This is a genomic window from Congregibacter variabilis (assembly GCF_045689235.1).
GTDB lineage: Bacteria > Pseudomonadota > Gammaproteobacteria > Pseudomonadales > Halieaceae > Congregibacter > Congregibacter variabilis.
In genome coordinates this window covers 1,489,885-1,514,254 of the sequence record NZ_CP136864.1, presented here as the reverse complement: position 1 = coordinate 1,514,254, position 24,370 = coordinate 1,489,885, and the positions used below count along the sequence as shown (strand labels likewise).

At 53.9% G+C, this 24,370-nt stretch carries 17 protein-coding genes; 11 read left to right on the top strand and 6 right to left on the bottom strand.

The annotated features are described in order from the left end of the window. Positions 1–29 precede the first annotated feature (29 nt). Both R0135_RS06620 and R0135_RS06615 read left to right on the top strand, forming a co-directional pair. Positions 30–1,331, top strand: coding sequence for an alpha/beta hydrolase (locus R0135_RS06620; RefSeq protein ID WP_407349466.1), 1,302 nt, complete (start codon positions 30–32; stop codon positions 1,329–1,331). 31 nt (positions 1,332–1,362) lie between these two features. Next, the gene (locus tag R0135_RS06615) at positions 1,363–2,268 is read left to right on the top strand and encodes an alpha/beta hydrolase (RefSeq protein ID WP_407349465.1); all 906 of its coding nucleotides are present in this window, start codon (positions 1,363–1,365) and stop codon (positions 2,266–2,268) included. 71 nt (positions 2,269–2,339) lie between these two features. On the opposite strand, the gene R0135_RS06610 is transcribed toward R0135_RS06615, so the two are convergent. Next, positions 2,340–3,572, bottom strand: a complete 1,233-nt coding sequence (locus tag R0135_RS06610; protein ID WP_407349464.1) for a cytochrome P450 — start codon at positions 3,570–3,572, stop codon at positions 2,340–2,342. Positions 3,573–3,798: 226 nt separating this feature from the next. On the opposite strand from R0135_RS06610, the gene R0135_RS06605 reads away from it, so the two are divergent. Further along, the gene (locus R0135_RS06605) at positions 3,799–6,876 is read left to right on the top strand and encodes a WD40/YVTN/BNR-like repeat-containing protein (protein WP_407349463.1); all 3,078 of its coding nucleotides are present in this window, start codon (positions 3,799–3,801) and stop codon (positions 6,874–6,876) included. An 80-nt stretch (positions 6,877–6,956) separates the two neighbouring features. On the opposite strand, the gene R0135_RS06600 is transcribed toward R0135_RS06605, so the two are convergent. The 3 genes from R0135_RS06600 to R0135_RS06590 form a co-directional block, all read right to left on the bottom strand. Next, complete coding sequence (locus tag R0135_RS06600; protein ID WP_407349462.1) at positions 6,957–8,579, bottom strand: amidase family protein; 1,623 nt, start codon at positions 8,577–8,579, stop codon at positions 6,957–6,959. Between the two features lie 55 nt (positions 8,580–8,634). Next, positions 8,635–9,684, bottom strand: coding sequence for a M14 family metallopeptidase (locus R0135_RS06595; RefSeq protein ID WP_407349461.1), 1,050 nt, complete (start codon positions 9,682–9,684; stop codon positions 8,635–8,637). 162 nt (positions 9,685–9,846) lie between these two features. After that, complete coding sequence (locus R0135_RS06590) at positions 9,847–13,092, bottom strand: VPS10 domain-containing protein (protein WP_407349460.1); 3,246 nt, start codon at positions 13,090–13,092, stop codon at positions 9,847–9,849. Between the two features lie 176 nt (positions 13,093–13,268). Between R0135_RS06590 and R0135_RS06585 the strand changes: the two genes are divergently transcribed. Both R0135_RS06585 and R0135_RS06580 read left to right on the top strand, forming a co-directional pair. Next, entirely contained in the window at positions 13,269–14,129 is an 861-nt protein-coding gene (locus tag R0135_RS06585) for a MipA/OmpV family protein (protein ID WP_407349459.1), read from the top strand. Positions 14,130–14,229: 100 nt separating this feature from the next. Next, the gene (locus R0135_RS06580; protein ID WP_407349458.1) at positions 14,230–16,494 is read left to right on the top strand and encodes a tetratricopeptide repeat protein; all 2,265 of its coding nucleotides are present in this window, start codon (positions 14,230–14,232) and stop codon (positions 16,492–16,494) included. Positions 16,495–16,523: 29 nt separating this feature from the next. Here the strand turns inward: R0135_RS06580 and R0135_RS06575 are convergent, their stop codons facing one another. After that, the gene (locus R0135_RS06575) at positions 16,524–16,829 is read right to left on the bottom strand and encodes a hypothetical protein (RefSeq protein ID WP_407349457.1); all 306 of its coding nucleotides are present in this window, start codon (positions 16,827–16,829) and stop codon (positions 16,524–16,526) included. 183 nt (positions 16,830–17,012) lie between these two features. Between R0135_RS06575 and R0135_RS06570 the strand changes: the two genes are divergently transcribed. Both R0135_RS06570 and R0135_RS06565 read left to right on the top strand, forming a co-directional pair. Further along, the gene (locus tag R0135_RS06570) at positions 17,013–17,228 is read left to right on the top strand and encodes a TIGR02450 family Trp-rich protein (RefSeq protein ID WP_407349456.1); all 216 of its coding nucleotides are present in this window, start codon (positions 17,013–17,015) and stop codon (positions 17,226–17,228) included. Positions 17,229–17,393: 165 nt separating this feature from the next. Continuing rightward, positions 17,394–18,173 carry a hypothetical protein gene (locus tag R0135_RS06565; RefSeq protein ID WP_407349455.1) on the top strand — a complete coding sequence of 260 codons (780 nt, stop codon included), beginning with the start codon at positions 17,394–17,396 and terminating at the stop codon, positions 18,171–18,173. Between the two features lie 262 nt (positions 18,174–18,435). On the opposite strand, the gene R0135_RS06560 is transcribed toward R0135_RS06565, so the two are convergent. Further along, positions 18,436–21,012 carry a M1 family metallopeptidase gene (locus tag R0135_RS06560; RefSeq protein ID WP_407349454.1) on the bottom strand — a complete coding sequence of 859 codons (2,577 nt, stop codon included), beginning with the start codon at positions 21,010–21,012 and terminating at the stop codon, positions 18,436–18,438. Between the two features lie 348 nt (positions 21,013–21,360). On the opposite strand from R0135_RS06560, the gene R0135_RS06555 reads away from it, so the two are divergent. From R0135_RS06555 to R0135_RS06540, 4 genes are all read left to right on the top strand, one after another. Then, positions 21,361–21,645 carry a class I SAM-dependent methyltransferase gene (locus tag R0135_RS06555; RefSeq protein ID WP_407349453.1) on the top strand — a complete coding sequence of 95 codons (285 nt, stop codon included), beginning with the start codon at positions 21,361–21,363 and terminating at the stop codon, positions 21,643–21,645. A 420-nt stretch (positions 21,646–22,065) separates the two neighbouring features. Continuing rightward, positions 22,066–22,992, top strand: a complete 927-nt coding sequence (locus R0135_RS06550; RefSeq protein ID WP_407349452.1) for a DUF2785 domain-containing protein — start codon at positions 22,066–22,068, stop codon at positions 22,990–22,992. Between the two features lie 178 nt (positions 22,993–23,170). Continuing rightward, positions 23,171–23,680, top strand: a complete 510-nt coding sequence (locus R0135_RS06545) for a GNAT family N-acetyltransferase (RefSeq protein ID WP_407349451.1) — start codon at positions 23,171–23,173, stop codon at positions 23,678–23,680. Between the two features lie 240 nt (positions 23,681–23,920). Continuing rightward, a complete protein-coding gene (locus tag R0135_RS06540) occupies positions 23,921–24,340 on the top strand; it encodes an MAPEG family protein (protein ID WP_407349450.1) in 420 nt (139 codons plus the stop codon). The last annotated feature ends 30 nt before the right edge of the window (positions 24,341–24,370 follow it).

The following is a 24,370-nucleotide window of genomic DNA, read 5'->3' as shown; positions in this document are numbered from 1 at the left end:
AGGTAATAAAATACGCAAGGTACGAGACAATGATGCACCTGATAAAACGAAACTTCCTGGCAGGCATTCTCGGTCTACTGCTGGCAGCATGTTCGGGGCCTGCCGTGCAGCCACTGATGCCGACTCCGGTGGTTTTTTCCGAGCTTGGGTTTAGCCCCATGGAGCATATACCCGAGGAAAAGCGCTGGACGCCTCGACGCGTTTACTACGCTACTACGCGGCAGAGAGAGGATGATCTTCAAAGGCTTGATTACGGCAATTTAGAAGGCGAAAAAATGTCGGTGGGAATGACGCTTGTGGGTTTTGGTGCACCACAATTGTCCTGGTCAGACCTCAGTCATTATTCTCAACAGGACAGCCGTGACACCACGGTGGATTTATCGATTTCCGGGCTCGTGGAGATCGGGCGTTTTTCGCCATCTACCGATGAGACCCCGTCGTCCGATGAGTCTGGTGCCATGGCCTGGCTGATGAACGATATGAATTCGTCTATCGAGGCGTCAAGAGATGATGATCTGCTGATCTACGTGCACGGTGCCAAGGTGAACTTTTACAACGCCAATGCGTTTGCGGCTCAGCTTGATCACTTTATGGGACGAGATATGACGTCTTTGGCGTTTTCATGGCCCACGCGACAGAACATAATTGCTTACGGCGGCGGCGGCGATGTTCGCCGCGCCTATCGAGCCGCACCGGCGCTCACCTCCCTCATTGAGGAGCTTTCGCGAGAGTCAGTGGCCAGGCGTATTCATATAGTGTGCTGGAGTGCGGGTGGTCGTGTCGTGACATCTGCTCTTCAGGCTCTGTACGACCGGCACGCCCGGGAGGGTGTAGACCTGCGCGAGAAGTTCCGCCTGGGCACTGTGTACTACGCCGCAGCGGATGTGCCTACTTCAGAATTTGTTGATGCTCTTCCTGCAATTAATGACCTGGTGTCGCGGACGGTCGTCACGGTCTCTTCAAAGGATGGTGCGCTGGATATGGCGAAGATGTTCATGGGCGGCGGTGCACGTATTGGACAGCGGACAAACGACCTCACTGAAGAGCAGCAACAGATTGTGATGACAGCTGATCGACTGGAGGTGGTGGACGTATCTCGGGATTGGGAAGGACGCGGGTTTGATATTACCGGGCACCGCTACTGGTTTGATCATCCTTGGGCCAGCACAGACGTCGTTCTCGCTGTTCGAAGCGATTATGCGCCGCAGCAGAGAGGTCTTGCTCCCACCGAGAACAACTTGCTGTGGAGTATCCCAAGTGATTATCCCGAGCGACTGCGCAACTCGCTAAATCTGAAGCAGCTGCGTTTACAGGAGGTGAACGGCCAGTGATTACCAAGTGACTGGCAAGCAGCCCTCTTGCTTGATCTGGGCACTGATGGGAGTGTTTCTATCGCTCTTTGGGGCTTGCGGAAACCTGCCAGATAAGGCGAACGCTAGGGCTGTTATCCCGTACTTAACCACCCGCGGCTTCTCGGAAAATGTTGGTGGCGAGATTAAGTATTCCACAGATGTGGGCGAGGTGTCCGGTGGAGAGTGTCGAGTCGACCTGTTCGACGGTGAGAGTCTTGAGGCTAACAATGTCTCCCGGGGGCCTCGCACCTTTGACGAGGTGATGACGGGTTTTGACAGCAATTCGGCTGCGGGAATTCTCGTTTATGTGCACGGCTACAATACAGACCTGGAACGCGCCTGTAGAGATGCCGCTGTACTAGCCTACCGCACGGGTTTTTTGGGTCGGATACTGCTTTTCAGCTGGCCAGCCAGCACCACAGTAGTCACCTACTGGAAGGACGAGCGACGCATCGCTGAGAGCCTGCCAGCGATAATGGAACGTCTTGATGCCCTTGGCGAGCGCTATGGCTACGACAAAATCAAGATCGTCGCCCACAGCATGGGTTCTCGTCTGGCATTGGATGCTATTGCGGCTCCATCGCAAAACCAGAAGTTTGAGGATCTGATTCTTATAGCACCGGACATTGATCGTGAAAGGTTTATCGATGCGCTGCCCGTGCTGCAACAGCGTGTTAAGAGTATTTCCGTGATTGTGTCTGAGTCAGACCGGCTGCTGATGCTTTCGCAGGCTGTGAATTTGGGTGAGCGGCTGGGGCAGGCTAGCGACTTTGTGGCTGCCGGTGTCGAGGTGGTCGATGTCAGTGGATTTGAGGACCTGGGATTCGGTGGTCATCTGTATCATCTGGAGAGTGATCGAGTGGGTGAGATTCTCAAGCTAATATTAATGAAAGATCCCGTTGCCAGTGGCCACTAAAACCCGGGCGCAGCGCCGTAACACAGCCTAGGGCCCAAAGCGGTCATGGCAGGCGTTCCGCTCCTCCTCTTCTAATTGAGTTTATAGCGCACCGGCAGTGATTTGAGGCCCCCGACAAAAACAGCTCGTACCCATTGGGGGTCACCCGCAAGCTCAATGGACTCCAGTCGCGGAAGCAATTCGCGGAAAAAACACTCCACCTCAAGAACGGCTAGATGCTGGCCCAGACACATGTGGCCACCATAGCCAAAGGCGAGCTGCTCACGGTTGTCCCGAGTAACGTCAAAGCTGTCGGGGTTCGCAATAGCACGAGCGTCGCGGTTCGCCGAGGGATACCACAGCGCCAGGCTTTCTCCGCTGCGGACTTTTTGACCGTGGAACTCCACATCTTCGGTACAGGTGCGCATCATGTGTCGCACGGGAGATACCCAGCGGATCATTTCTTTTGCGGCGCTTTTTAAAAGGCTTGGATCTTCTTGCAGTTTGCGTAGTTGGTCAGGGAACTCCATCAGCGCTTTAAGACCGCCTCCAATAGTTGCCGAGGTCGTATCGTGCCCGGCGGTGGCGGTGATAATGAAGTAGCTGATCTGATCCAGTTCTTCCATGGGTTTGCCACCGACCATGGCATTAGCCAGCACCGATGCGAGATCGTCACTGGGGTTTTTCTTTCGATCTTCTACCACGTTTTTAAAGTAAGCAAAGAAGTCCATAAGCACTGACATTCGGTCACTGAGATCACCGCCACGACCCTGCTCGGGGTCCTCGCTGCCAAAGAGCTCCTGAGTCAGTTTGAGCATCATGCCTTCTTCTTCAGGTTCCACGCCGATGATCGACATGATCACGCGTAAGGGATAGTGCAAGGAAATATCACTCACAAAATCGCAGGTACCACCCAGAGCCTGCATCTTGTCCACATGCTCTTTGGCGATGCTCTCGATCATGGGTGTGAGCCGCCCAATGGGCGAGGGCTTAAACCATTCTCGAGTGACGCCGCGCAGTTCACGATGCTTAGGGTTGTCCATATGGATCAGCGTTTCGAGGCCGTTGCGGGTGCCAAATTGCTCCAGCAGCATTTGCTCAAAGGCGCGCTGCACGATGATCGTTCTTGGGTTATTAATGAAGACGTCGTTTTTCTGACTAACGTGCTTTATGTCCTGGTGCCGCGTCAGCACCCAGAAGGGCTCGAAATCCGGATGGTCAAAATAGGCGACTGGCTCTTCGTCACGAAGATGCGCAAATAACTCGTACATGGATTCTTCGTTGCCCATGACCACTGGATTGACGATTTCGTGAACGCGCTTCATGTCGATTGTTTGCTCCTAATCCGGGGGCGCGGACTCTAGCATCATTGAGCATATAAAGAAGCGTCAAGTGTATCCATTGATAACTGTTTGAACTGCTCTGACAATTAATCTACGGTAGGGCCACTTTTATTTGCTAATACCTGAGTGGTCTGTATTCGTGAAAATACGTCAAAAATTATCTTTAGTTATTCTCCTGCCATTCTTTTTTATGCTGTCGGCGCAAAGCTTGGCACAGTCTGATAAGGATACTGCGGCCTACGACACCGAGCTCTTCGATGCCATGGAATACCGCCTCATTGGTCCTTATCGTGGGGGCCGCTCGGGCACTGTAACCGGTGTCCCTGGTGACCGGGACACTTACTACTTCGGTTCTGTTGGCGGCGGCGTTTGGAAGTCGCTTGATGGTGGTAATACCTGGGCGAATGTATCCGATGGGTACTTTGGTGGTTCGGTAGGTTCGGTTGCTGTCTCTGAGTCTGACCCTAATGTTGTCTACGTGGGGCTGGGTGAAAAAACTATCCGCGGTAATGTGTCTTCGAACTTTGGTGTCTGGAAATCCACGGATGCAGGAAAAACCTGGACTTTTGTAGGCCTCAAAGACACCCGTCACATCGGCCGTATTCGAATTCATCCTACAGACCCAGACACGGTATACGTTGCCGCCATGGGTGACCTCTGGCAGTCCAGTCAGGAGCGAGGCGTCTATAAGAGCAGCAATGGCGGCACGAGCTGGGACAAGATTCTTTTTGCTAATGAAGATGCCGGCGCGGTGGATCTGACTTTTAACCCGGGTAATCCGCGAATACTCTATGCAAGTACCTGGAACGTGCACCGCACTCCTTATAGCCTTTCGAGCGGCGGCCCAGGTTCGGATCTATGGAAAAGTAGCGATTCTGGCGCGACCTGGACGAAGCTTACGGATCTGCCCAATATGCCGGCAGCGCCCCGAGGCATTATTGGCGTAACGGTTTCTCCTGCGAATACAGACCGGGTCTGGGCGATTATCGAAGCCGAGGATGGTGGCGTCTTCCGTTCCGATGACGCTGGAGAAAACTGGGAGAAGGTTAATAGTGATCGGGCGCTGCGATCTAGAGCCTGGTATTACAGCCGGATTATTGCCGACTCTCAAGACGAGAATAAGGTCTATGTGATGAATGTGTCTTACGCCACCTCTACTGATGGCGGTAAGACCTTTAGTTTGCGAAATGCGCCTCACGGTGATCATCACGACCTCTGGGTCGACCCCAATGATAATGAGCGCATGATCATTGCCGATGATGGCGGTGCTCAGATCACCACGGACGCAGGAGACAGCTGGACCACGTATCACAATCAGCCTACTGCACAGTTTTACCGCATCGCCACAGACGATCATTTTCCCTACCGCATTTATGGTGCGCAGCAGGACAACTCGTCTATTCGCATTCCGCATCGCAGCGACGGTGTCGCAATCACCGAAAAGGACTGGGAGGTCACTACCGGCGGTGAGAGTGCTTATCACGCCATCGATCCGGATGACAATGACATCATTTATGGTGGTACTTACAAAGGCTATATGTACCGCTTCAATCATGCGAATAATCAGCAGCGCTCTATCAATCCCTGGCCGCTGAATCCCGCCGGCTCCGGTGTTGAAGTGATGAAGTACCGCTTCAATTGGAACTTCCCGACCTTCTTCTCGCATCATGATTCCGACAAGTTGTATGCCTTTTCCAATCAGGTGCACGTGTCAATGACAGAGGGGCAGAACTGGCAAACCATCAGTCCGGATTTGACGCGAGCGATTCCCGAGACACTGGTGTCTTCGGGCGGACCCATTACTCAGGACAACACCGGTGTCGAGTTTTACGCGAACATTCTGACAGCCAACGAGAGTCCCTATGAAGAGGGTGTGCTGTGGACAGGTTCAGACGATGGGCTTATCCATGTGACGAGAGATGGCGGCGACAGCTGGCAAGAGGTCACGCCACCCAAGGCGCCGAAGATGTTGATGTGGAATTCCATTGATGTACACCCCACGCAGCCCGGTGGCGCCTACGTAGCGGGAACCATGTACAAGTCCGGCGATTTTGCCCCGTATATGTACAAGACGACAAACTATGGAAAGAGTTGGACGAAAATTACCAATGGTATAGCGCCGCTGCACTTTACGCGGGTGCTGCGTGCTGACCCGGATCGAGCAGGCCTGCTGTACGCCGGGACGGAGTACGGCATGTATGTGTCCTTTGATGATGGTAAACGCTGGCAGCCTTTTCAGTTAAATCTTCCCGAGGTGCCTATCACTGACCTGCAGGTGCGCGATCGAAACCTTATCGTAGCGACGCAGGGTCGCAGCTTCTGGATTATCGACGACCTTTCACCGCTTCATCAGCTTGATAAGAGCGTCGTGAATGCTGATTTTTATCTGTATGAACCCAAGCCGAGTTATCGTATTCATCAGGGTGGCCGCGGTGAGCGAAATCCTTTGCTTGAAGGTGAGAACCATGCCGCGGGAGTCTTGTTTTACTACTACTTGAGTGAGGCAGTAGAAGACTCTGATGTTGTCAGTCTGGAGCTTCTAGAGAATGACGGCACTGTCATCAAGCGCTTTTCAACGGATGCTCTTAGCGACGACGAAGAAGAGGAAAGCGATCTTAAGCTGGATGCCAAAGAAGGCGCGAATCTCTTTGTCTGGGATATGCGTTACCCGGATGCCGTATCGTTTGATGGAATCATCCTTTACTCAGCCAATACCAAAGGACCCAAGGCAGTCCCCGGAGCTTACCGCGCGCGCTTGACTGTTAATGGCCAGAGCGTGGAGCAGGGTTTTGAGATACTCAAGGATCCCAGAGTCCACAGCTCTTTGGCTGATCTGCAAGCCCAGTTTGATTTTCTCATGGCGGTGCGGGATAAGCTGTCTGAGGCAAATCAGGCGGTGCTCGACATCCGTAAGCTGCGCGCGGACCTTGACTACATGCAGGGCAAACTCAAGGGCGATGCTGAGGCTGAGTCTATTGTGGCTGCATTAGTGAGTCTGGACGAAGAGATGACCGTGATTGAGAATAATATTCACGAGACTCGCAATGAGGCCTACCAGGATCCATTGAACTTCGGTATCAAACTCAATAACCGTTTGGCCTATCTTGCGACGCACGCCGCCTCGGGGGATTACCCGCCCACGGACGAAGCCCAGGCTTACCGGCAAGAGGTTTCAGCGCAAATAGACGAAGAGGTCATAGCCCTTGAGCAACTACTGAACGCCCGCTTGCCCATGATCAACAAGTTGGTTGCGCAGCAGAACATCGAGGTGCTGTCTAAGCCGTGATGCTACAAGCAACGCGCCTGTTCGTTTGAAGCAGGCGCTTGCCAAAGATAATGCGCCTGGGGAAACCCCGGCGCATTTTTTTAGTCTCCGCGAAGAGTGTCTCCCGGTAGCTGCGGGGTATGCACAGGAAGCCTGATAGCCTGTAAGCGTTGTTCCAGGGCAAAGGCTAGACCTATAAGTGTTGGCTCGCTAAAGGCTGTGCCAAGCATGGAGAGCGTGACTGGCATCCCTCGTCCTGTAAATCCAATGGGTAGAATGAGGTCAGGAAATCCCGAGAGATTTGCCAGAATCACCGGTGAACCTCCGGAGCCCGGCTCGGAGGTGCCTGTGGGACGTTCTATCAGTTCCGCCGGTGAGCTCGCTGTAGGATAGACAATTGCATCCAGTTTCTGGTCTTGCATCAGTCCGTCGATCGTCTGTGCCACCAGCGGCAAGGCGTAGGTTTTTACCGCTTGATACTCGTAGCCGTCCAGGCCTGTTGCTTCGACTTCTTTGCGCATCAGGGACCAGCGGCTGGGGTTGGGAATAACGCCGTCCTCGCGCGTGGCATTGAGCGTCATAGCTTCGGCAATAAGCCCGTCCAGATCCTTGGGGTATTCATCATTCAGCGTGACCAGATAGTCCGCGATTTGCGCCTTGAACTCCGGGTAGCGGATCGCGCGGTAGAACTTGCCGCGAGATTCCAAAAGCCAGTCGGGGAACTCTACATCTACAACCTCGGCTCCCGCGTCACGCATGGCCTGCAAGGCTGATTCCACTAACCAATCAACCTCATTGTTATCATTCATAAATACTCGGGCGACGCCGATACGTGCGCCTTTGAGTGAATCGCCATCGAGGAACTGGCTGTAATCGGTATAGGAATTTTCGATACTTTTTTGCGTAGAGTCGTCCGCAGGATCCACTCCGGTCATCACACCCAATGCTATGGCCAGGTCGGTCACACTGCGAGTCATGGGTCCCACGGTGTCAAAGGACAGCGCGAGTGGTACTACGCCGTCACGACTGATAAGACCGTGGGTGGTTTTGAGGCCCACGATGCCGTTGGCAGAGGAGGGGCCTCGCACCGAGCCTCCGGTGTCTGTGCCCAGGCCCATGCTGGCAAAGCCCGCGGCAATTGCAGCGCCGGTGCCTCCTGAGGATCCCGATGGCGTTCTACCCAGGTGATGTGGGTTAGCGATAACGCCCCCCAGGGAGTTCATCGCGCCGCCGGATGCGAACTCACTGAGGTTCAGTTTGCCAAGAATGATTGCTCCGGCATCTCTTAGCTTTTTTACTACGTAGGCGTCATCCGGCGGAATGCTTCCTGCGAGCATAAAGGAGCCCGCGGTAGTGGGCATATCGGCAGTGTCCAAATTGTCTTTGATCACTACGGGGATGCCATGCATTGGGGATCGAGGCCCTGATACACGTCGCTCCTCGTCCAGTTCCTGTGCCCGCGTCAGCGCATTAGGATTCAAAAGCATCATGGTATTCAGCGTGGGTCCCTGTTGATCGTAGGCGGCTACACGATCCAGATAGGCTTGCACCAATTGCTCTGAGCTCAGAGTGCCCGCATCCATGGCCGCACTGAGCTGAGGAATACTGGCTTGGGTGAGCTGCAGTACTGCCGCGGTACTGGTGCTACTTCCGGCAAGTAAACACAAAAGCAGTGCGGGAAGTTTGAGGTAATTGGACAGGCGCAATTCGAAGCCGTGCGACATTGGGTGTTCCTTCTGGGTTGTAGGTTTTTGGCGTGTAATCGGCGTGACAACGTTATCAGCGATCATTAACCTTGCTGATCATTGCTACAGGCTCACCTTTGCTCACCGGCGGCGTGCTGATTACGTAGTTTACGATGCCAGAAAACGGCGCCCGTATCTTTGTTAGCTCGTTACCAAAAAAGTCGACCAAGACACCAAGTATCGTGCCCTCGGTGACTGCGTAGCCGTCTCTGGTCACCGCTTTAAAAATTCCTGATTGGGGGCTAGTCACCACTTTATAGTCGCCCAACCAGGTGATTCCGGTGTTGGGTACCTCATCGCCAGGTATCATGCTTAGGTGGCGTAGCACGTTCCATATTCCGTTCTCTGCGAGTCCCACCCAATAGGGGTCGTTGGAACCTGACTGACCGGTCTCTGTGGTGATGGCAGGGATTCCTCGCTCCAGTGCTGTTTGGTCTGTAAACAGTGAAGGGCCGCTGGCGTGCTGAGGGCCGGTGTCCATGACGATATGGTCCAGGCCAAAGGCTACAGCCAGGCCCTGTATCTTGGCGTCAAACTCTGCCTCGCCGGTTACCGGCATGTAAACGTAAGGCCGCAGTGCCTCGTTGCCGTCACCCCCATGCAGATCAACAAGGTAGTCCGCCTGATCAATGACCTCGGTAGTGATCAGGTGAGCGATGCGCTGGCTGATGCTGCCGTCGGGATCTCCCGGGTACATACGATTCAGGTTTTTACCATCTCCGGGACTGTAATAGATGGTGCGACCCAAAAACGAGGGCATGTTGGCAATGTGCACCATGATGACGGTCCCGCTGAGTGTCGCGGGGTCTAATTTCGCGCGTATCGTCTGTAGGGCGGTGATGGGGGGATATTCGTAGCCATGGGTGCCGGCGATTAACGCCAGGACCGGCCCATCGTTCGTGCCGTGGGCAATGCTCACAGGTATTTCGCTAGCAGAGTCCATTCCTTTGGGAACGGTGATGAACCCCGATACCAATTCTCCACGGTCGGCTTCAATGCCGCCCACCGCGAAGCTGTCAGCTTTGGCTGATAGGGTCGCTGCGCTAAATACTAGGAAAAAGAAAAATCTGTTTGCTGCTGTCATGACTTGTCCGTCGCTGATGTTCAGTAAGAGAGCATAACTGAGGTGCAGCGCCAGTATAGATCCGCTGTAGGGCATACAGCATCAATGACTGCAAACTGCAGCTGGTAAACTATCTATCGTTACAACAGCAAACGGGGCTCAGCGGCCCCGTCAGTTATTCTGTTACTGAGTTTTTAGCGGTATGGATTGTTGTCTCAGAAGCCCTAAATTACTGTCAGCAAAGGCTGATCGCAGCTCACTAAAGTCATTCTCCAGATAGTTATTTACTGCTGACACTGCATCGTTTACCCGTTTCTCGGCAAGTTTTGCAAAGGTCATAGCGGTTGGGCTGGGCTCCTGATACGTGGTCTTGAGAAAGTCCTTTGCTCTACCCACGGTGTTCAGTGCCAGATCATCGGTATAGGGACGTCCCTTCGCGCTCTTGGGGTTGCGCAGCAGAGATTCCAGATCTGTCAGCGTGTCCTTGTTGGCCTCTACCTGCTCTTTGAGCGCGGCATGCTTTTTGGGATCACCGGCTTGCTCGATCATCGTTTCGATGGTGCCAAGGTCTCTCCGAGCGGTGAGTATCTGAGCCAGCGCGTGATTGGCGGTGGCTTCCAGCGTTTGCAGCTGCAACTGCATGTTCTGGTTGGCGCGCATGGAGTCCATGGACACATCAATGCGCGGATCGGCTAGCACTTGCGCATCCAGGCTTTGTTGCTGATCGTCAAAAGCCACCGAGATCGTGTAGTTGCCGGGGATGACTTCGATACCGTCAGGTAAGTCCGCATCCGCTTCTTTCTTGCTGTCCGGCAGCGGGGGCAAACCGTCACGACGCAGATTCCAGGTCACGCGGTTAATGCCCTGATGCACATCCGTGGTAAAGGTCCGAATATGTGCGCCGTTTTCGTCGGTGACTGTCACCGTTGCTCGCGGTGCCTCATCCTTTTCATCTGTTGCCCCGTCCGTTTTGACATTGGCTTTTTCGCTGGCGCGAAGTTTGGCGTTGCGTGCTTTCTCGGTGTCTGTATCCGGATGCGGAATGTCATCTCCAGATGCAAGAAATGTAAGAACAACGCCATAGGCTTCGTTGTCTGCAACGTACTCCCCGTTGCCCCAGAATCGACTTCCGATAACCGGGTTACTGTCGTACTGCTGGCCGTCGGTTGCTGCCAAAAGATTAAGACGTGCGTCCAGATCCTTGCTGTCCAGGCCGCGAAGCGCCGAGATGTCATCCAATACAAATATGCTGCGGCCGTGCGTGCCGATCACCAGATCATTTTCTCGCTCTTGAAACGCCAGATCCATCACTGACGATGTGGGGACACCCGCGGTGTATTTGACCCAGTCCTCGCCACCGTTAAGGCTCACAAAGAGACCAAACTCGGTACCCAGCCACAGCAGGTCTGGATCTTTCGGGTCCTGTAAGACCGACAGGGCGTAGCCCTTGACTGATGCATCAGCCAGGCTCGTCCACTTTTTGCCGTAATTCTCGCTGCGATAGACATAGGGTTTAAAATCGCCGCGACGATGGTTGTCGAAAACGACATAGGCTGTGCCCGGTTCATGGGGGCTTGGATAAATCATGGGAACCCAGGTGTTTTTGGGAACGCCACGCACTTTGCCTTCGACGCTGCTCCAGCTCTCGCCACCGTTTTGGGTAACGTGAATGCGGCCGTCATCGGTGCCTACCCACATCACGCCCTGAGCTATCTTGGAAGGCGCTACAGAAATGATGGTGGTGTAGTTCTCGGCCGCGGTCACATCCAGTGTGATGCCGCCGGATGTTCTAAAAGACTGCCAGTCACTGTTGTTGGTAGTCAGGTCGTCGCTGATGACGGTCCAGTTCAGGCCGCGGTCCGTTGATTTGTGCAGGAACTGGCTGCCGTAGTAAATGGTGGCAGGCTCAAAGGGATCAATGGCAAATCCTGCAGACCAGTTAAAACGCAGTTCAGTTGCCAGCGTTGGTGGCTGAGGGCGTATCAGTCGTTGCTCACCGGTGTTTAGGTCCCAGCGTGAGAGTTGTCCGCCCTGGCTCATGGCATAGCCGGTGTTGGGGATCTCTGGATCCGGAACCGTATCAAAGCCATCGCCAAACCCGACCTCTTGCCAATGCAGCGTCCGAATTCCGCCAACGTCGAAGGTCTCTGCGGAACCGCGCCAGGAGCCGTTGTCCTGAAGACCGCCGTAAACGTGGTAGGGATGGGCGTTGTCCACGGCGATATGATAGAACTGCGCCAGGGGTAGGTTCTCTACAAAGCGCCAGGTGTCGCCGCCATCGTGGGTGATAGCGATGCCGCCGTCGTTCCCCGAAATCATGTGCTTTGAGTCTGTTGGGTTGATCCACCAGCTGTGGGTATCGATGTGTACGGTCTCGCTGGGCTTGCAGCAGGCAATAGCCTCAATGTAGTTAAAGGTTTTACCGCCGTCGATGGAGCGGCGAACACGGCTCTCAACGTTGTATACCGTATCTGGGTCCTGCGGATCGACATCCAGTAAGGTGTAGTAAAACGGTCTTATGGTGATGTTTGTTTCATCGTTCACGGTATGCCAGCTTGTGCCGCCATCGTCAGAGCGAATCAGCGCTGAATCTTCTGCTTCCACCAAAGCGTAAACTCGCTGAGGATCGCTAGGGGCAATGGCGAACACCGAGCGGCCTAATTCGCCTTTGGGTATGCCGTCTTCTTCGGTCAGCTGGGTCCAGCTATCGCCGCCATCTAATGAGCGATACAAGCCCGAGCCGGGGCCGCCGCTTTCGAAGCGGTAGGGCCAGCGTCGAAACTGCCACAAAGAAGCAAACAACTTATTTGGGTTACTCGGGTCCATCTTGATGTCGGTCGCGCCGGTGCGCTCATTGGGGCCGCTAAGCACCGCTGTCCAACTCTTACCGCCGTCCGTCGTTTTGTATACACCGCGATCGCCGCCATCGCTCCATAAAGAGCCCAGCGCCGACGCATAGGCAATGTCTGGGTCTGTTGGATGTAGGGCGATTCTGTTGATGCGCTCTGTGCCTTCCAGGCCGGCTTTGACCCAGCTGCGCCCGCCATCGGTTGATCGGTACATGCCGTCACCGATGGACGTGGAGTTGCGGGTAGCGCCCTCACCAGTACCAATCCAGAGGATGTCCGGGTAAGTCTGATTTATCGCCACGGCACCCACGGAATTCACTGACTGCTCATCAAAGAGGGGGGTCCAGGTGAGTCCGCCGTTGTCCGAGCGCCAGACGCCGCCCGAGGCCGCGCCCACCACGATAATTTTCGGATTGGATGCGACGGAAGCTACCGCGCTGACTCGCCCTGACATTCCTGCAGGACCAATATTGCGTGCCTGCATGCCGGCAAATAGATCAGAGTCCAGGGCGCTGGCGACCGTGGCCGCGGTGAGTAGTAGTGCGCTGAGGACCAGTGAGACTAACGAGGACTTTTTCATTTGCGGGGACGCTCACATTTTTTGTTTTGATAGCGCTAGCCTACAAGTTTTTGTCATCATCTTCACTAGCGTTACAAAGCCATCGATAAACGGAGCAGACTTGGGTCAGCGTTGTGATCCGCAAGCCCCAGTTAGGAGTAAATTAAGACCTACCTTACTTTCGGATTTTTGCGGTCATGAAACTGACTTTGCGCTTATCGATTCTGGCGATATTTTCTGCGTTTTTTATGACAACAACTGCCGCAGGGCAGACTGATGCGCAGGCGGACGCTGCTGCAGTTGCTGCCACTGCTGGTCTCCCCAGCGCCGCTGGAGCTCCTAAGCCGGGGTGGCGTAACCAATTCGGCGCTGGCTATATCGCCAATCCTAAGTTTGTGGGAAGCGATGAGTACAATACGCGGGTAATCCCCTACATCGAGCTGCGTTACTTTGACGAGAGCGGCACCCGATTTTTTGCCAACGTACCTCAGGGCATAGGTGGCTATGCCTACCGAAAACGCGAAAGGGCCAGTGGGCGATTTTTTAACGTGGGCGCGTCCCTCGCACCGGGCTTTAACGTGCGCGATGACTCCATTGACGGGCTCGACGAGATTGGCATATCTACTGAGGCGCGGCTGCTGCTGGAAACCGGGGGGCGGCGTTGGGCGGCGTCGGCGGTGTTTGCCCAGGATGTTGGCTCCGGGCACGAGGGTGCCTATGTTGATCTAAACCTGTCTTGGCGTGGGCGTGTTGGCGCGGGATCAGGCTTTTATGCTGTGGGCCCCGTGCTGCGCTTTGGCGACTCCACCTATAAAGACGCATTTTTTGGCGTGTCTCCAGAAGACTCTATCGAGACAGGTCTTCCTGCTTACGATGCAGATGCAGGCGTGGAGCGGGTGGGCGTGCAGGGCCTCGTAAGTTTGCCCATCAAAAAGAGCAGGTGGCGCTTTACCGCGATTCTTCGCGGCAGCCAGCTCATCGACAATGCGGCCGCCAGTCCGATTGTTGTGGATGAGACACAGTTCTTCTTTCTCAGCGCGGTGACCCGCTCTTTTTAAACACTCCAGAGCACAAAAGTACGCACGCTATTTCATGGAGTTTGCTGGCAGCCGCTGCAGGCTTTTGCTACCTTCTGCCCTGCATTCACAGGGGTAGTCCATGAGTTTTCTTGGAGAGTTGCATCGTCGCAACGTGGTTCGTATGGGTATTGCCTATACCGTGACCGCGTGGCTGCTGCTGCAGGTGACTGATGTGGTCATGCAGAACATCGAGGCGCCGCCCTGGGTGATGCAAGCCCTGTTGTATCTGCTTGTGGTTGGACTTGTTCCGACCCTGCTGTTTGCCTGGGTATTCGAGCTTACGCCGGAAGGCATTAAGCGCGAATCCGAGATTGCCGAAGGCAGCTCGGTGGTTCATCAAACGCGGCGCAAGCTCGACACCCTGATAATTTTGGTTTTGGCGGGCGCCTTGGCCTACATGTTTTGGGACGGGAAGCGATCCGAATCCGCTGCCCCTGCCGACGTAATTGCGGCGCAAAGTGCTGAGATTGCCGATGAGTCACCGGGCATGACGCGTCTGCGTGAGCAGGTAGCTGCTGCAGACCAAAGCAAACCGGACGATGCCGCCGTCGATATCGCTGACAAGTCGATAGCCGTGCTGCCCTTTGTGAATCTCTCGTCGGATCCCGAGCAGGAGTTCTTCTCGGATGGTATTTCTGAAGAGTTGCTCAATGTACTCGCTCAGATTCCTGCGCTGCGGGTAGCGGCGCGCACCTCGTCTTTTCAGTTTAAAGGCGATAATCGCGATATCAGTGAGATTGCCGAGGTGCTTAAGGTTAACCACGTGCTCGAGGGGTCAGTGCGCAAAGCGGGTACTCGACTGCGGATTACCGCTCAGCTCATCGAGGCGCAGAGCGGCTATCACCTGTGGTCCGAAACCTATGATCGCGAGCTTGAAGATGTGTTTGCTATTCAGGATGAGATTTCTCTGGCCATCGCTGAGGCGCTAAAAGCCGAGCTGGCACTCAATGATGATGGGCGAGCCCTGCTCAGTCGTGAGACGGCCAATACCCCAGCCTACGAAGCGTATTTGAAGGGCCGGGGATTGATCAATCAGCGAGGCAATCAAGCGATAACTGCAGGGGTGCGAGAGCTGGAGCGCTCTGTGCGCCTGGACGCAAACTTTGCGCCGGCTCGGGCCCAGTTGGCCATTGGTGTTGCACTACTTCAGTCTTCGGCGGGTGCTTATGGCGATCTAAGCGCGGACGAAGTGAAGCAGCGCGCCGGAGAGCAAATCGCAGCGGCTGCGGCGCTTGATGATGATTTTGCGGAGCTTTGGGCTGCGCGGTCGATAATGGCGGCGGTCCAAAATGATGCCGAGCGCGCCCTGGAATATGCCGAGAGAGCGTTGGCGATTCGTCCTAACTACGCCGACGCACTCACCTGGCGTGTAAATGCTCTGGGTGATCTGGGTCGTTACGCAGAGTCTTTCGCGGCTCGCGAGGAGTTGCTTGATCTTGACCCTTTAAGCGTTATTGGACGGCTCAATGCGGTGACCACGCTGAGATTTACGGAGCCGGAGCGTGCCACAATCGTGGCGCAGTCCCTTGCTGCGCAATCACCCTGGGCCAGCCATCTTGCTCTAGCTCGCGTGTACGTGGCTCAGGGGGAGGTTGATCTTGCTCTCGAACAGTTTTTACTTGCCTATGCGGCGGATGCTTCAGACTTGTTCAGCAATCTGCTGTTGTCATTTCTTTACAGTGAGCTGGGACTTATTGATGAGGGCTTACGGGTCGCACGCGAGGCTCAGCCCTGGGTGTGGTTGTTTGCAGGTCAGTTCGATAAAGCTGAGGGTAGCCTGCGCGAAGCGCTTGCTCTGAATCCAGGAGATCTGGAGTTAAGGAGTGGCCTGGGCAGTGCGCTCTATTATCAGGGGCGTTATCAAGAGGCCGTTGCTATTTGGCAAACGACGCTGGTTCCTTCGGTGTTTGGCGAGATTGTGTCCAGCTGGGGCGGAAACTTACCCACAGCGCAGTTTGTGTACTCTCTCCGGCAGTTGGGCGAATATGAAGCTGCAGAGCCCTATTTGAGCGCGCTGGACGCGCATGAGAGCGCTTTCGGCGAGCTGATCCAGAACAATGCCGGCTGGCAGTGGGGGCAGGGGCTGATCGCGGCACTACGCAATGATCGCAAGGCCGCCATTGAAGAATTGCAACGGTCCGTCTCTAACGGGATGAGGGATCCTACGCAATTGCAAGAGCCCATATTAAGTGGCCTGTTTGACGAACCTGCCATGCAAGTGATGCGAGAAACCGTGGCAACGCGCAATGCGCAAAATCGCGAGAAAGCACTGACGCTAATCTGTAAAAACAATCCCGTGCCTGACAGCTGGCGGCCTCTGGACGCGACCTGCGCGGGGTTTTAATCCAGCAGTGGTTAGTCATGATGGGCGGCTTAGACCGCGGCATCGTCCAACTGCACCCAGCCACGAATCGGCGCAAGGTAAACAAAGCGTTTGCCGATGGAAGTCACCGGTCGCAAATCACCGTGGGTCGCGGGGTCGTAGTCTTCCAGTCCCTCGAGGGCTAGGACATTGGCCATGGGTTCTAAGGGTTTGAGCGTTGCGGGCAACTCGTTGAGATGAAGCTCTTCGGCCTGCCATACCATACCGTCACGCTCTACCGGCGACGCTCCGCTGTAGTCTTCTCTTAAAAACACCGCAGACGTGCCCGCCATGCGTTTGTATCCCAAAGTCGTCACGCCTTATTCCTCGCCGTTAGAAGCTCTACTAGGTGAAGGGATGGTAGGGGGAATGAAGCGGTGCGGCTTTGCGATAGATCAAGAGAGAGCTAAACGTCTGCAGTCAATGTCAGGTCATGTGTGTTCACTGATTAGCTGTTACGCTGGTTTTTTGCGGAGCTAGAGTGATCGGATCGATCTCTGATGAACAACGTTAACCCCAAGAAACTGCTCAACAGTAAGTGGTCTGCGGTAACCCCCGCTAATAAGGAAAAACACTTCGTAGTTTCCGAAGTTGAATATGACGAAGACGGTGTGGTCGTTTTGTGCTGCATCGAGGCTGTTATGTCAAAACGCTCTATGCTCATAGATTGGCGTGATTTAAAGGATGAAGGCGCTTGGGTTCATGGCTGGAGGTAAACGTAGCAACACAACGGGGTTTCTTCATAAGTACAAGCAACTGGGATCGCCATTCATGACGTAATGAGATTCATTTCAAACGTGCTTCACGGTATTGATTTCATTAGGCGTCAGAAGCAACGTTGTACGCTTGCAGTGTCGCCAAATGACTATAAGGATTAGACGATGACCCTCTTAAGAAGCATTGCGATATGCCTGCTGATGCCCATCGCTGTCGTGGCGCAGCAAGACTGGGACAAGCTTGATGTCATAGGTGGATCGAATCCGACACTTCGCTATGGGTTCTACACAGAGACGAACGGCAGAGTACAGATGGGTCGCTACTATTTCATCGACGATGGAGAGGACCTGCGAGTCACACTCGCTCCGTATGGCAGAACGCCGGTTGTGCTTCCTGTTCGAAGCATCAATCGTAGCAATGGCGAGTTGGTGCTCGGCTGGGACGGCAGACCTGGTCGAACCTGTGTGCTTGAACGCCAGAGCCATCATCTCTTTCTCGGCAATTGCAACGAGGCCCTCTTGGTCTTGCCGATTTCGATTCGCGTGGCGAATGAGCGAGACGTTGAATGGATGGGCACTCACTTCCCGGTTTCCAGCGAAGATATAGCGATTTTGGAAGAAGCGAAGAGAATCCTTCTGGAGCAGAGCCAAAGGAATCGCGAAGGTGATCGAAATTGTGATGATGATTTAGCGAACAGCAACTTTAGTGTGTTTTGTGCCCTTTACTTCGCGTCGGTCGACGTTACTGGTGTGTACCGGCATAGAAGGCCTGCTATGCAGACGGTTAGAAAAGAAGCTGCTCGCCGATATCCGGGGGAGTACCCTCACATACTGCGCGACGTCAATAACAGAGCGGATATATCAGACAGTGATCTTATTGAAGTTCTTGATTCGGTAAGAGCTCAACTACTGTCCGAGCTGAATCCACAGCACCGGCGTCAATGAAAAGCTTCTGCTCTATAAAATGCCCGCTGCAATTCCAATAGTTAGGCGGCCTCAGCGGTCGCCCCAGCTTGAGCGTTATATGTCCTAAAGCTTGAGAATATCGAATCTCATTCGACATTTCCTACCTCTTGTGATCATCTATGATTTTTACGACAAAAAGTATCGGGGATTCTCAGGCCGTATCACACTGTTGTTGAGTGTCCTATTTCACATAACAAATCCAGGAAGGGCGCCTTCACAAGCAAGGCCCTTTAGGCAGCGATCATGACCCGCCTAAAAACGCTGCCATGGCCGCATAACCACGCTCGGCAGTATCAATACAGTTCTTAGTGGACTCCTGAGACTTACGCAGCTGCGTGAGCATACTGCTATCACGACTTGCGTAAAACGTTTCCCGCAAAGCAAGGTTCTCGCTATTACAGTTCGCCGTGGTGAACGCCGGCATCGTCGGTCGATAAAACTCGGGGATTTTTGCCGACAGCATGTCGAAGTACCCTTCAAAAGTTTGATAGAGGCCGCGTTGATTCGGCTGCGCATAGAACAAACCTGTGATCACCAACGAAGTATCGCCAGACTGAATGTCATCCTTCTCAAGAGACTGGAAAACAGCTTGTGCGGCTGCCGAGTCCCGAAAATACATCGAATAGGCGAGATTGCTGCGCAGGTTGGAGTTGTTGGTTTCGCGGTACGCAGCAATGTAGCGCTTGGCCATCGCTTCGTCTCCATTAAACAGTGCAGCGACACGCAGCGCCTCGTGTCCAAGTCGCGGATCTACACTTTCTGGCTGAGTTAGGTATTGATCTGCCAGCTTTGTCATCTCGGCTACCAACTCAGGCTTATCCCCAAACTCGGCGAGGGTGCGCAGCACTCGCGGCCTTAGGTCGCGCGCACTATCGCTATCATCGTCACGGGTTTGCGTGCCCAATTGTTCGTACCATGGGGTCAATGCCCTGGTGATAAACGCCTTGAGCTCCGGCTGAAGCTCACTGTGAAAGTACATGCCGGCGATACCACGCAAGCCATTCACCGCGCTCAGGGCCAGCGTCATACTGTCATCGGCAAGTAGCCCACCCAGTAACTGCAAATGCTGATCGATACCGATAATGTCGCCCTGCAGCAGCTGGTTACTGTTAGCGAGTACCGCCGCCTTTTCGCGCGCACTAAGCTCATCCAGATTCTCTAGAAGGGCCTGGTAGCGCTGGTCGCCGGTGTGCCACACGTAATAGCCATTACCCCCCGCGCCAGGAAGAATCCACTCAGCTTTGCTGTACTGGGGAAGAACCACGCTTTGACTACTCAAGGCAAAAACAGACTCGGTAAGCTTGCCGGTGTCACGATCGCGATGACGGGTCACTACGGGAATCTGCCATTGTTGCTCGGGGAGCTTGGCGCCGGGGCTGTGAAAGCGAGTCTGGCTGACTACTCCGTCCTTGCCGAATGTGATCAGCGGGAATCCTGCAAGCTCCAGGTAAGAATCAGCGATGACATCCACAGCGACAGAAGTTTCCGTTGCCAGAGCAGCCCAAAGATCTGACGCCCGTGTGTTCGACCAACGGTGCTTGCCCATGTAGGTTTGAATGGCACGCTGGAAGGCATCTTCGCCCATGCTTTGCTCCAGCATGTTTAATATTGAATGGCCTTTGCTGTAGTTGAGCCCAAAACCATCGAGGACATCCTCGTCGGTCTTCACTTCTTTGCGTATGGGCCGCGACTGAGCTACGGAGTCAGCGCCGAAGGCCAATGCCTGGGGTAGCTGCAGGTTCGTCTCGTACTGCGGATACAACTCGTCGACAATTTTATCCGCCATCCAGGTCGCAAATGCTTCGTTTAGCCACAGATCGTCCCACCACTCCATGGTCACAAGGTTGCCGTACCACATGTGTGCCAGTTCGTGAGCGATGGTGTTTACGCTGTTGGCCGCCGCCGAGCCAGAGGCTGAGTCCCCGCGTAACAGCAGCTCTGTACGGTAGGTAACGAGACCAACATTCTCCATCGCGCCAAAGCTAAAGTCGGGAACCGCCACAAAATCCAGCTTTTCATAGGGGAGTCCACTACCGAAATAGTCTTCTAAAGCACTGAGGATTGGCGGGGTGACTTTGGCTGCAAAGCCCGTATCTCCACCCGTGCCTTTAGGTGAGTAAATCACACCTGGAACCGACAATCCGTCGATAGGCGTGACGTCGAAGTCTCCGACAATGAGCGCTAGAAGGTAACTCGGCATCGGTGGAGTCTGCTTAAAGACCCGCGTGACCAAGTCGCCGCTCTCTGACTGAGACTCGACCGGCGTATTCGAGGCGACCTTGAGTCCCTCGGGTGCAGTAATGGTTAGCTGCCAGGGTATTTTAGAATCCGGTTCATCGATCATGGGTGTGGCACGCCGCGCCAAGGTTTGCTCGTATTGCGTGAACAGGTAGTCGCGACCAGCAAAGGTAGTCTTGTAAAGACCCAGCGCATCGCGCGAGTAGTCACCGCTAAAGGCAATATCCAGGCTGTATTCTCCCGGCGCTATCGTCTTTCCGTCGCTCAACCACCACATCTCGTAATCGCCTTGCTCGAAAGTCAGCGTTCTGACACTTCCTTTGGCATCGGTCAGTTGCGGCGGAGTTACGGCAAGACCCACCCAGTGCAAGCCGATACGATCAACAGGCTCATGCACAACCAGTTTGAGACCTGTTGTACCCGTGAAGCCGTCTTTCGCTGGATCAAGGGTCAGAGCGATGGATTGCTCGCTCACGGCATAGGATTTTGGCAGTCGATAATCAACGTCTGCGGCAAAGATCAGACTACTGAGTGTAGAGGCCAGCATTGCAATGAAGAGCCTGGCAAAAATCTGAGACATGAAAGTGCACTTCTCTTTGTTTTTCTGAGGACCGAAGGATACGACAAAGTGCACCGAAAGACTGCTACGAGCAGAATTCAAAAGGTGACTCGAAAGCTAGTAGCGAGGCATCCAAAAAGTTTGAATGCCGCTACGGTTCGTGCAGCTTGCTGATGGATAGCCAACATCATGGAACACTTTGAAAATTGTATATGAAATTGATGTGACTGAAGCACAGCATAAGTCTATCGAGATTTTGAGAAACCACTCATTTCCAGAGCACCAAGCTGAACGCTCCTATTTCAAGCAGCTACCTCACATGCGTGCTTTGCAATATGAAGCAGACAGTTTAGTTGCTTATCTTGGGCTGTGCCTCCGGTCGCTTGTCTTTTGGGAGCAAGGCTCACCAGAGCACAATTATTATTCGTCTCTGCACTTTTTGTAGTGTCCGACTTTAGAGACATAGGCGCTGCTCTCAATGTCGGATGTGGGTGCACGGGTCGCTTTCTAGACCTGCTAATAGAGAATGAATTCACAGCTGAGGGTGTTGATGCTTCAAGCGAGATGGTTGCCTTGGCGCAAAAGCGTCATCCGGACCTAAGGTTTTACCATCAGGATATATGCACGTGGTCGCCGTCAAAAAATATGAATTGATAACGGCCTGGGACAGCGTGATAAGGCTGGCGAACACTATGATGACTTTATGGGCCCGAAAGTCTATTACTCAACATTGGGGGTGAACGGGTTCATACGCTTATTTGTTAGCTTGGGCTGCGTTATACGGCATATAGAATATGACCAGTATCCCGAGCTTCACACGTATTTTATTGTGCAAAAAGATCCAAGAGGTATATCCAGTGAGGCCGCCTTACCGGGAGTCCCTGCTTAACGCTTTAGGAGTGCAAGTGCATGCGCCAGGAGTGTTTGATTTCTAATGACCCAAAGAGCACCTAAGGCAGCGCAGCTGAAAATGAGCTCCACCCTGATCGTGTCATATCGCCATGTATTGGCGGAAGCGACTCTGAGTTGGGTCGGAACACGGCTCCTAGCGTCCATTGCTGCTAGGCTACGACAATGACAAATCTACGATCATTGTTGTGCTGTCTTCCTTTAGCGATGCTCGCGTCAGCCTGTGGGGCAGAGCTTCAAGCCCCCTCAAGTATTCCTCGCGATGCTTGCCACGACGTTGAGGATCCGCAGCGGTATTGGCTTGAGGTGCGTGCCAATGCAAAGACCGCCGACGCAGACACAATCGCCCCCTTGCTTGCCGATTGTCTTAGGTCATCTGATCCGGTGCTTCGCGATCGAGTTGCTTATGAAGTGCTCACCTATTGGATTCGCCAAAATGAAATCTCATCGCCTGTCATGCGAGCCCTTGTGTTCCGACTTCAGGATTGGCTTTCGCTTACGGAATCTCCGGACGAAATGGACCCCGCGATTGCCCGAGCGTTCTCAGCGCTTGTGCTGTCCGAACTGGTGCGCGCGGATACCGAGGATCAGTTTTTAACGGCAGATGAGCTTTCTGCGCTATTGATAAGCGCCTGCGCTATGTTCGCGGCGGAGCGGGATTATCGTGGTTTAGATCCAAACCTGGGCTGGATTCACGCTGTAGCCCACGGTAGCGATTTGCTCTGGCGATTGTCAGCGAACCCGAATTTTACCTACGACCAACTGGTTCTAATTCTTGATGCTATAGCTGAGCAACTCACAGTGGCGGCTGCGCCTGCGTTTATCTTTAACGAACCCGATCGGATTGCGAGAGTCGTTTCGAGAATTACTGCTCGCTCTCAAGTGCCGCAATCCACCGTCGCAAACTGGCTGTCTCGGATCACCGATCCGGGTGATCTTTTATCATGGAATAACGCTTTCGGTTCGACTGCTGGAATGGCAAAACTCCACAACACCAAGAATTTCTTGCGCGCACTCCGCGAAAGCCTGGCAAACGATGCTCAATTAGAATTAGTTTCGCAGGTGGACGAACACCTGGCGACGCTACCGTGAATCTGTGCGGCATCGTTTATGGACGGAGTCTTAGGGATTGCTTCGGGGTGCGGGTGACGTGGCGTCCAGCAAACAGATGGAGCGCCCGTGCCCTTGAGGCCAAACAAGGCAGCTAACCGCGAGCTTTCGCCACGGTCTGGATAAAAGCTGTCCGCACCATTGAAGGATCATAAACGCTATGAATAATCTGCACATTCGAAAAGAGCAGGGCGCCGATCACGTAATTATTCGTTCGATTACTGAGCTCGCGTTTCGTGGCATGCCATACGCGGGAGGAGATGAGCAAGACGTTATTGAGCGCCTCCGCTCGGCGAACGCCCTAACCCTGTCTCTGGTGGCGGTCCTGGACGGAGAGCTCATCGGACATATCGCGTTTTCCCCAGCGAGCGCGGGCGATGGATCAACCCCGTGGTTTGCCTTGGGGCCCATATCTGTTCTGCCTGCTCACCAACGCCAAGGCGTAGGGCAGGCCTTAATCGAAAGTGGCCTGGCCGAACTCAAAAATATGAAGGCGCTGGGCTGTATTCTCACCGGCAACCCCATGTACTACGAGAAGTTCGGTTTTCAGTTGGCGCCGGAGAATGCGCCCTCGAACGAGCCCGCAGAGTTCTTTATGATGAGACAGTTGTCGTATAGTCTTCCTAAGGGGCAATTTTCATTTCACGACGCATTTTATGGCGAGGCATAACGAAGTGCCTAAATGTGTCGTGGACTGCAGTCTGGGGCGGGCATAGCTACAGCAACGCCGTTTACCGTGGCCTTAGACGCCGCAGGCGAAGGTTCTGATAAAGGGCGCCCAGCACGCCATTCAGTTTGGTTTTTCCAAAGCATGCGACTATAGGGGTCATGCCCTTACGCTAGGGCGTCCAGCATGGTCGGCTGTGGTTTGTTCCGGCGTCGCACCGCTAAAAGTAGTTAGGAATTCATTATGGAAAACAATTTGATTTTTGCACCGGTCGCCTTACAGGTAGCACTCACGCTGTGGCTCTACATTGCACTGGCGATTGCCAAGTCCGGCGCTACAAAGCGTGGTGAAGTTAACGAAGAACGAAGAGCCCTGCACGATGACGCCTGGCCCGACAGCGTGCTTAAAATCAACAACAATATTCGAAACCAATTCGAACTGCCGATGCTGTTCTATGTTCTCGTAATAGTCTTATGGAGCATGGACGCGGTCAACACTTACGTACATATCTCTGCCTGGGCTTTCGTCGTTAGTCGGATTGTTCACATGACGGTACACACAGGATCAAACTATGTGCCTCTTAGGCGCCGGGTATTCATGCTGGGTGGTTTCATTTTGATCGGTCTTGTTGGGTTTTTGGCATACAAGTTAATCACTGGCTGAGCGGGCTAAGGCCTGAACGGCAATAGGCAG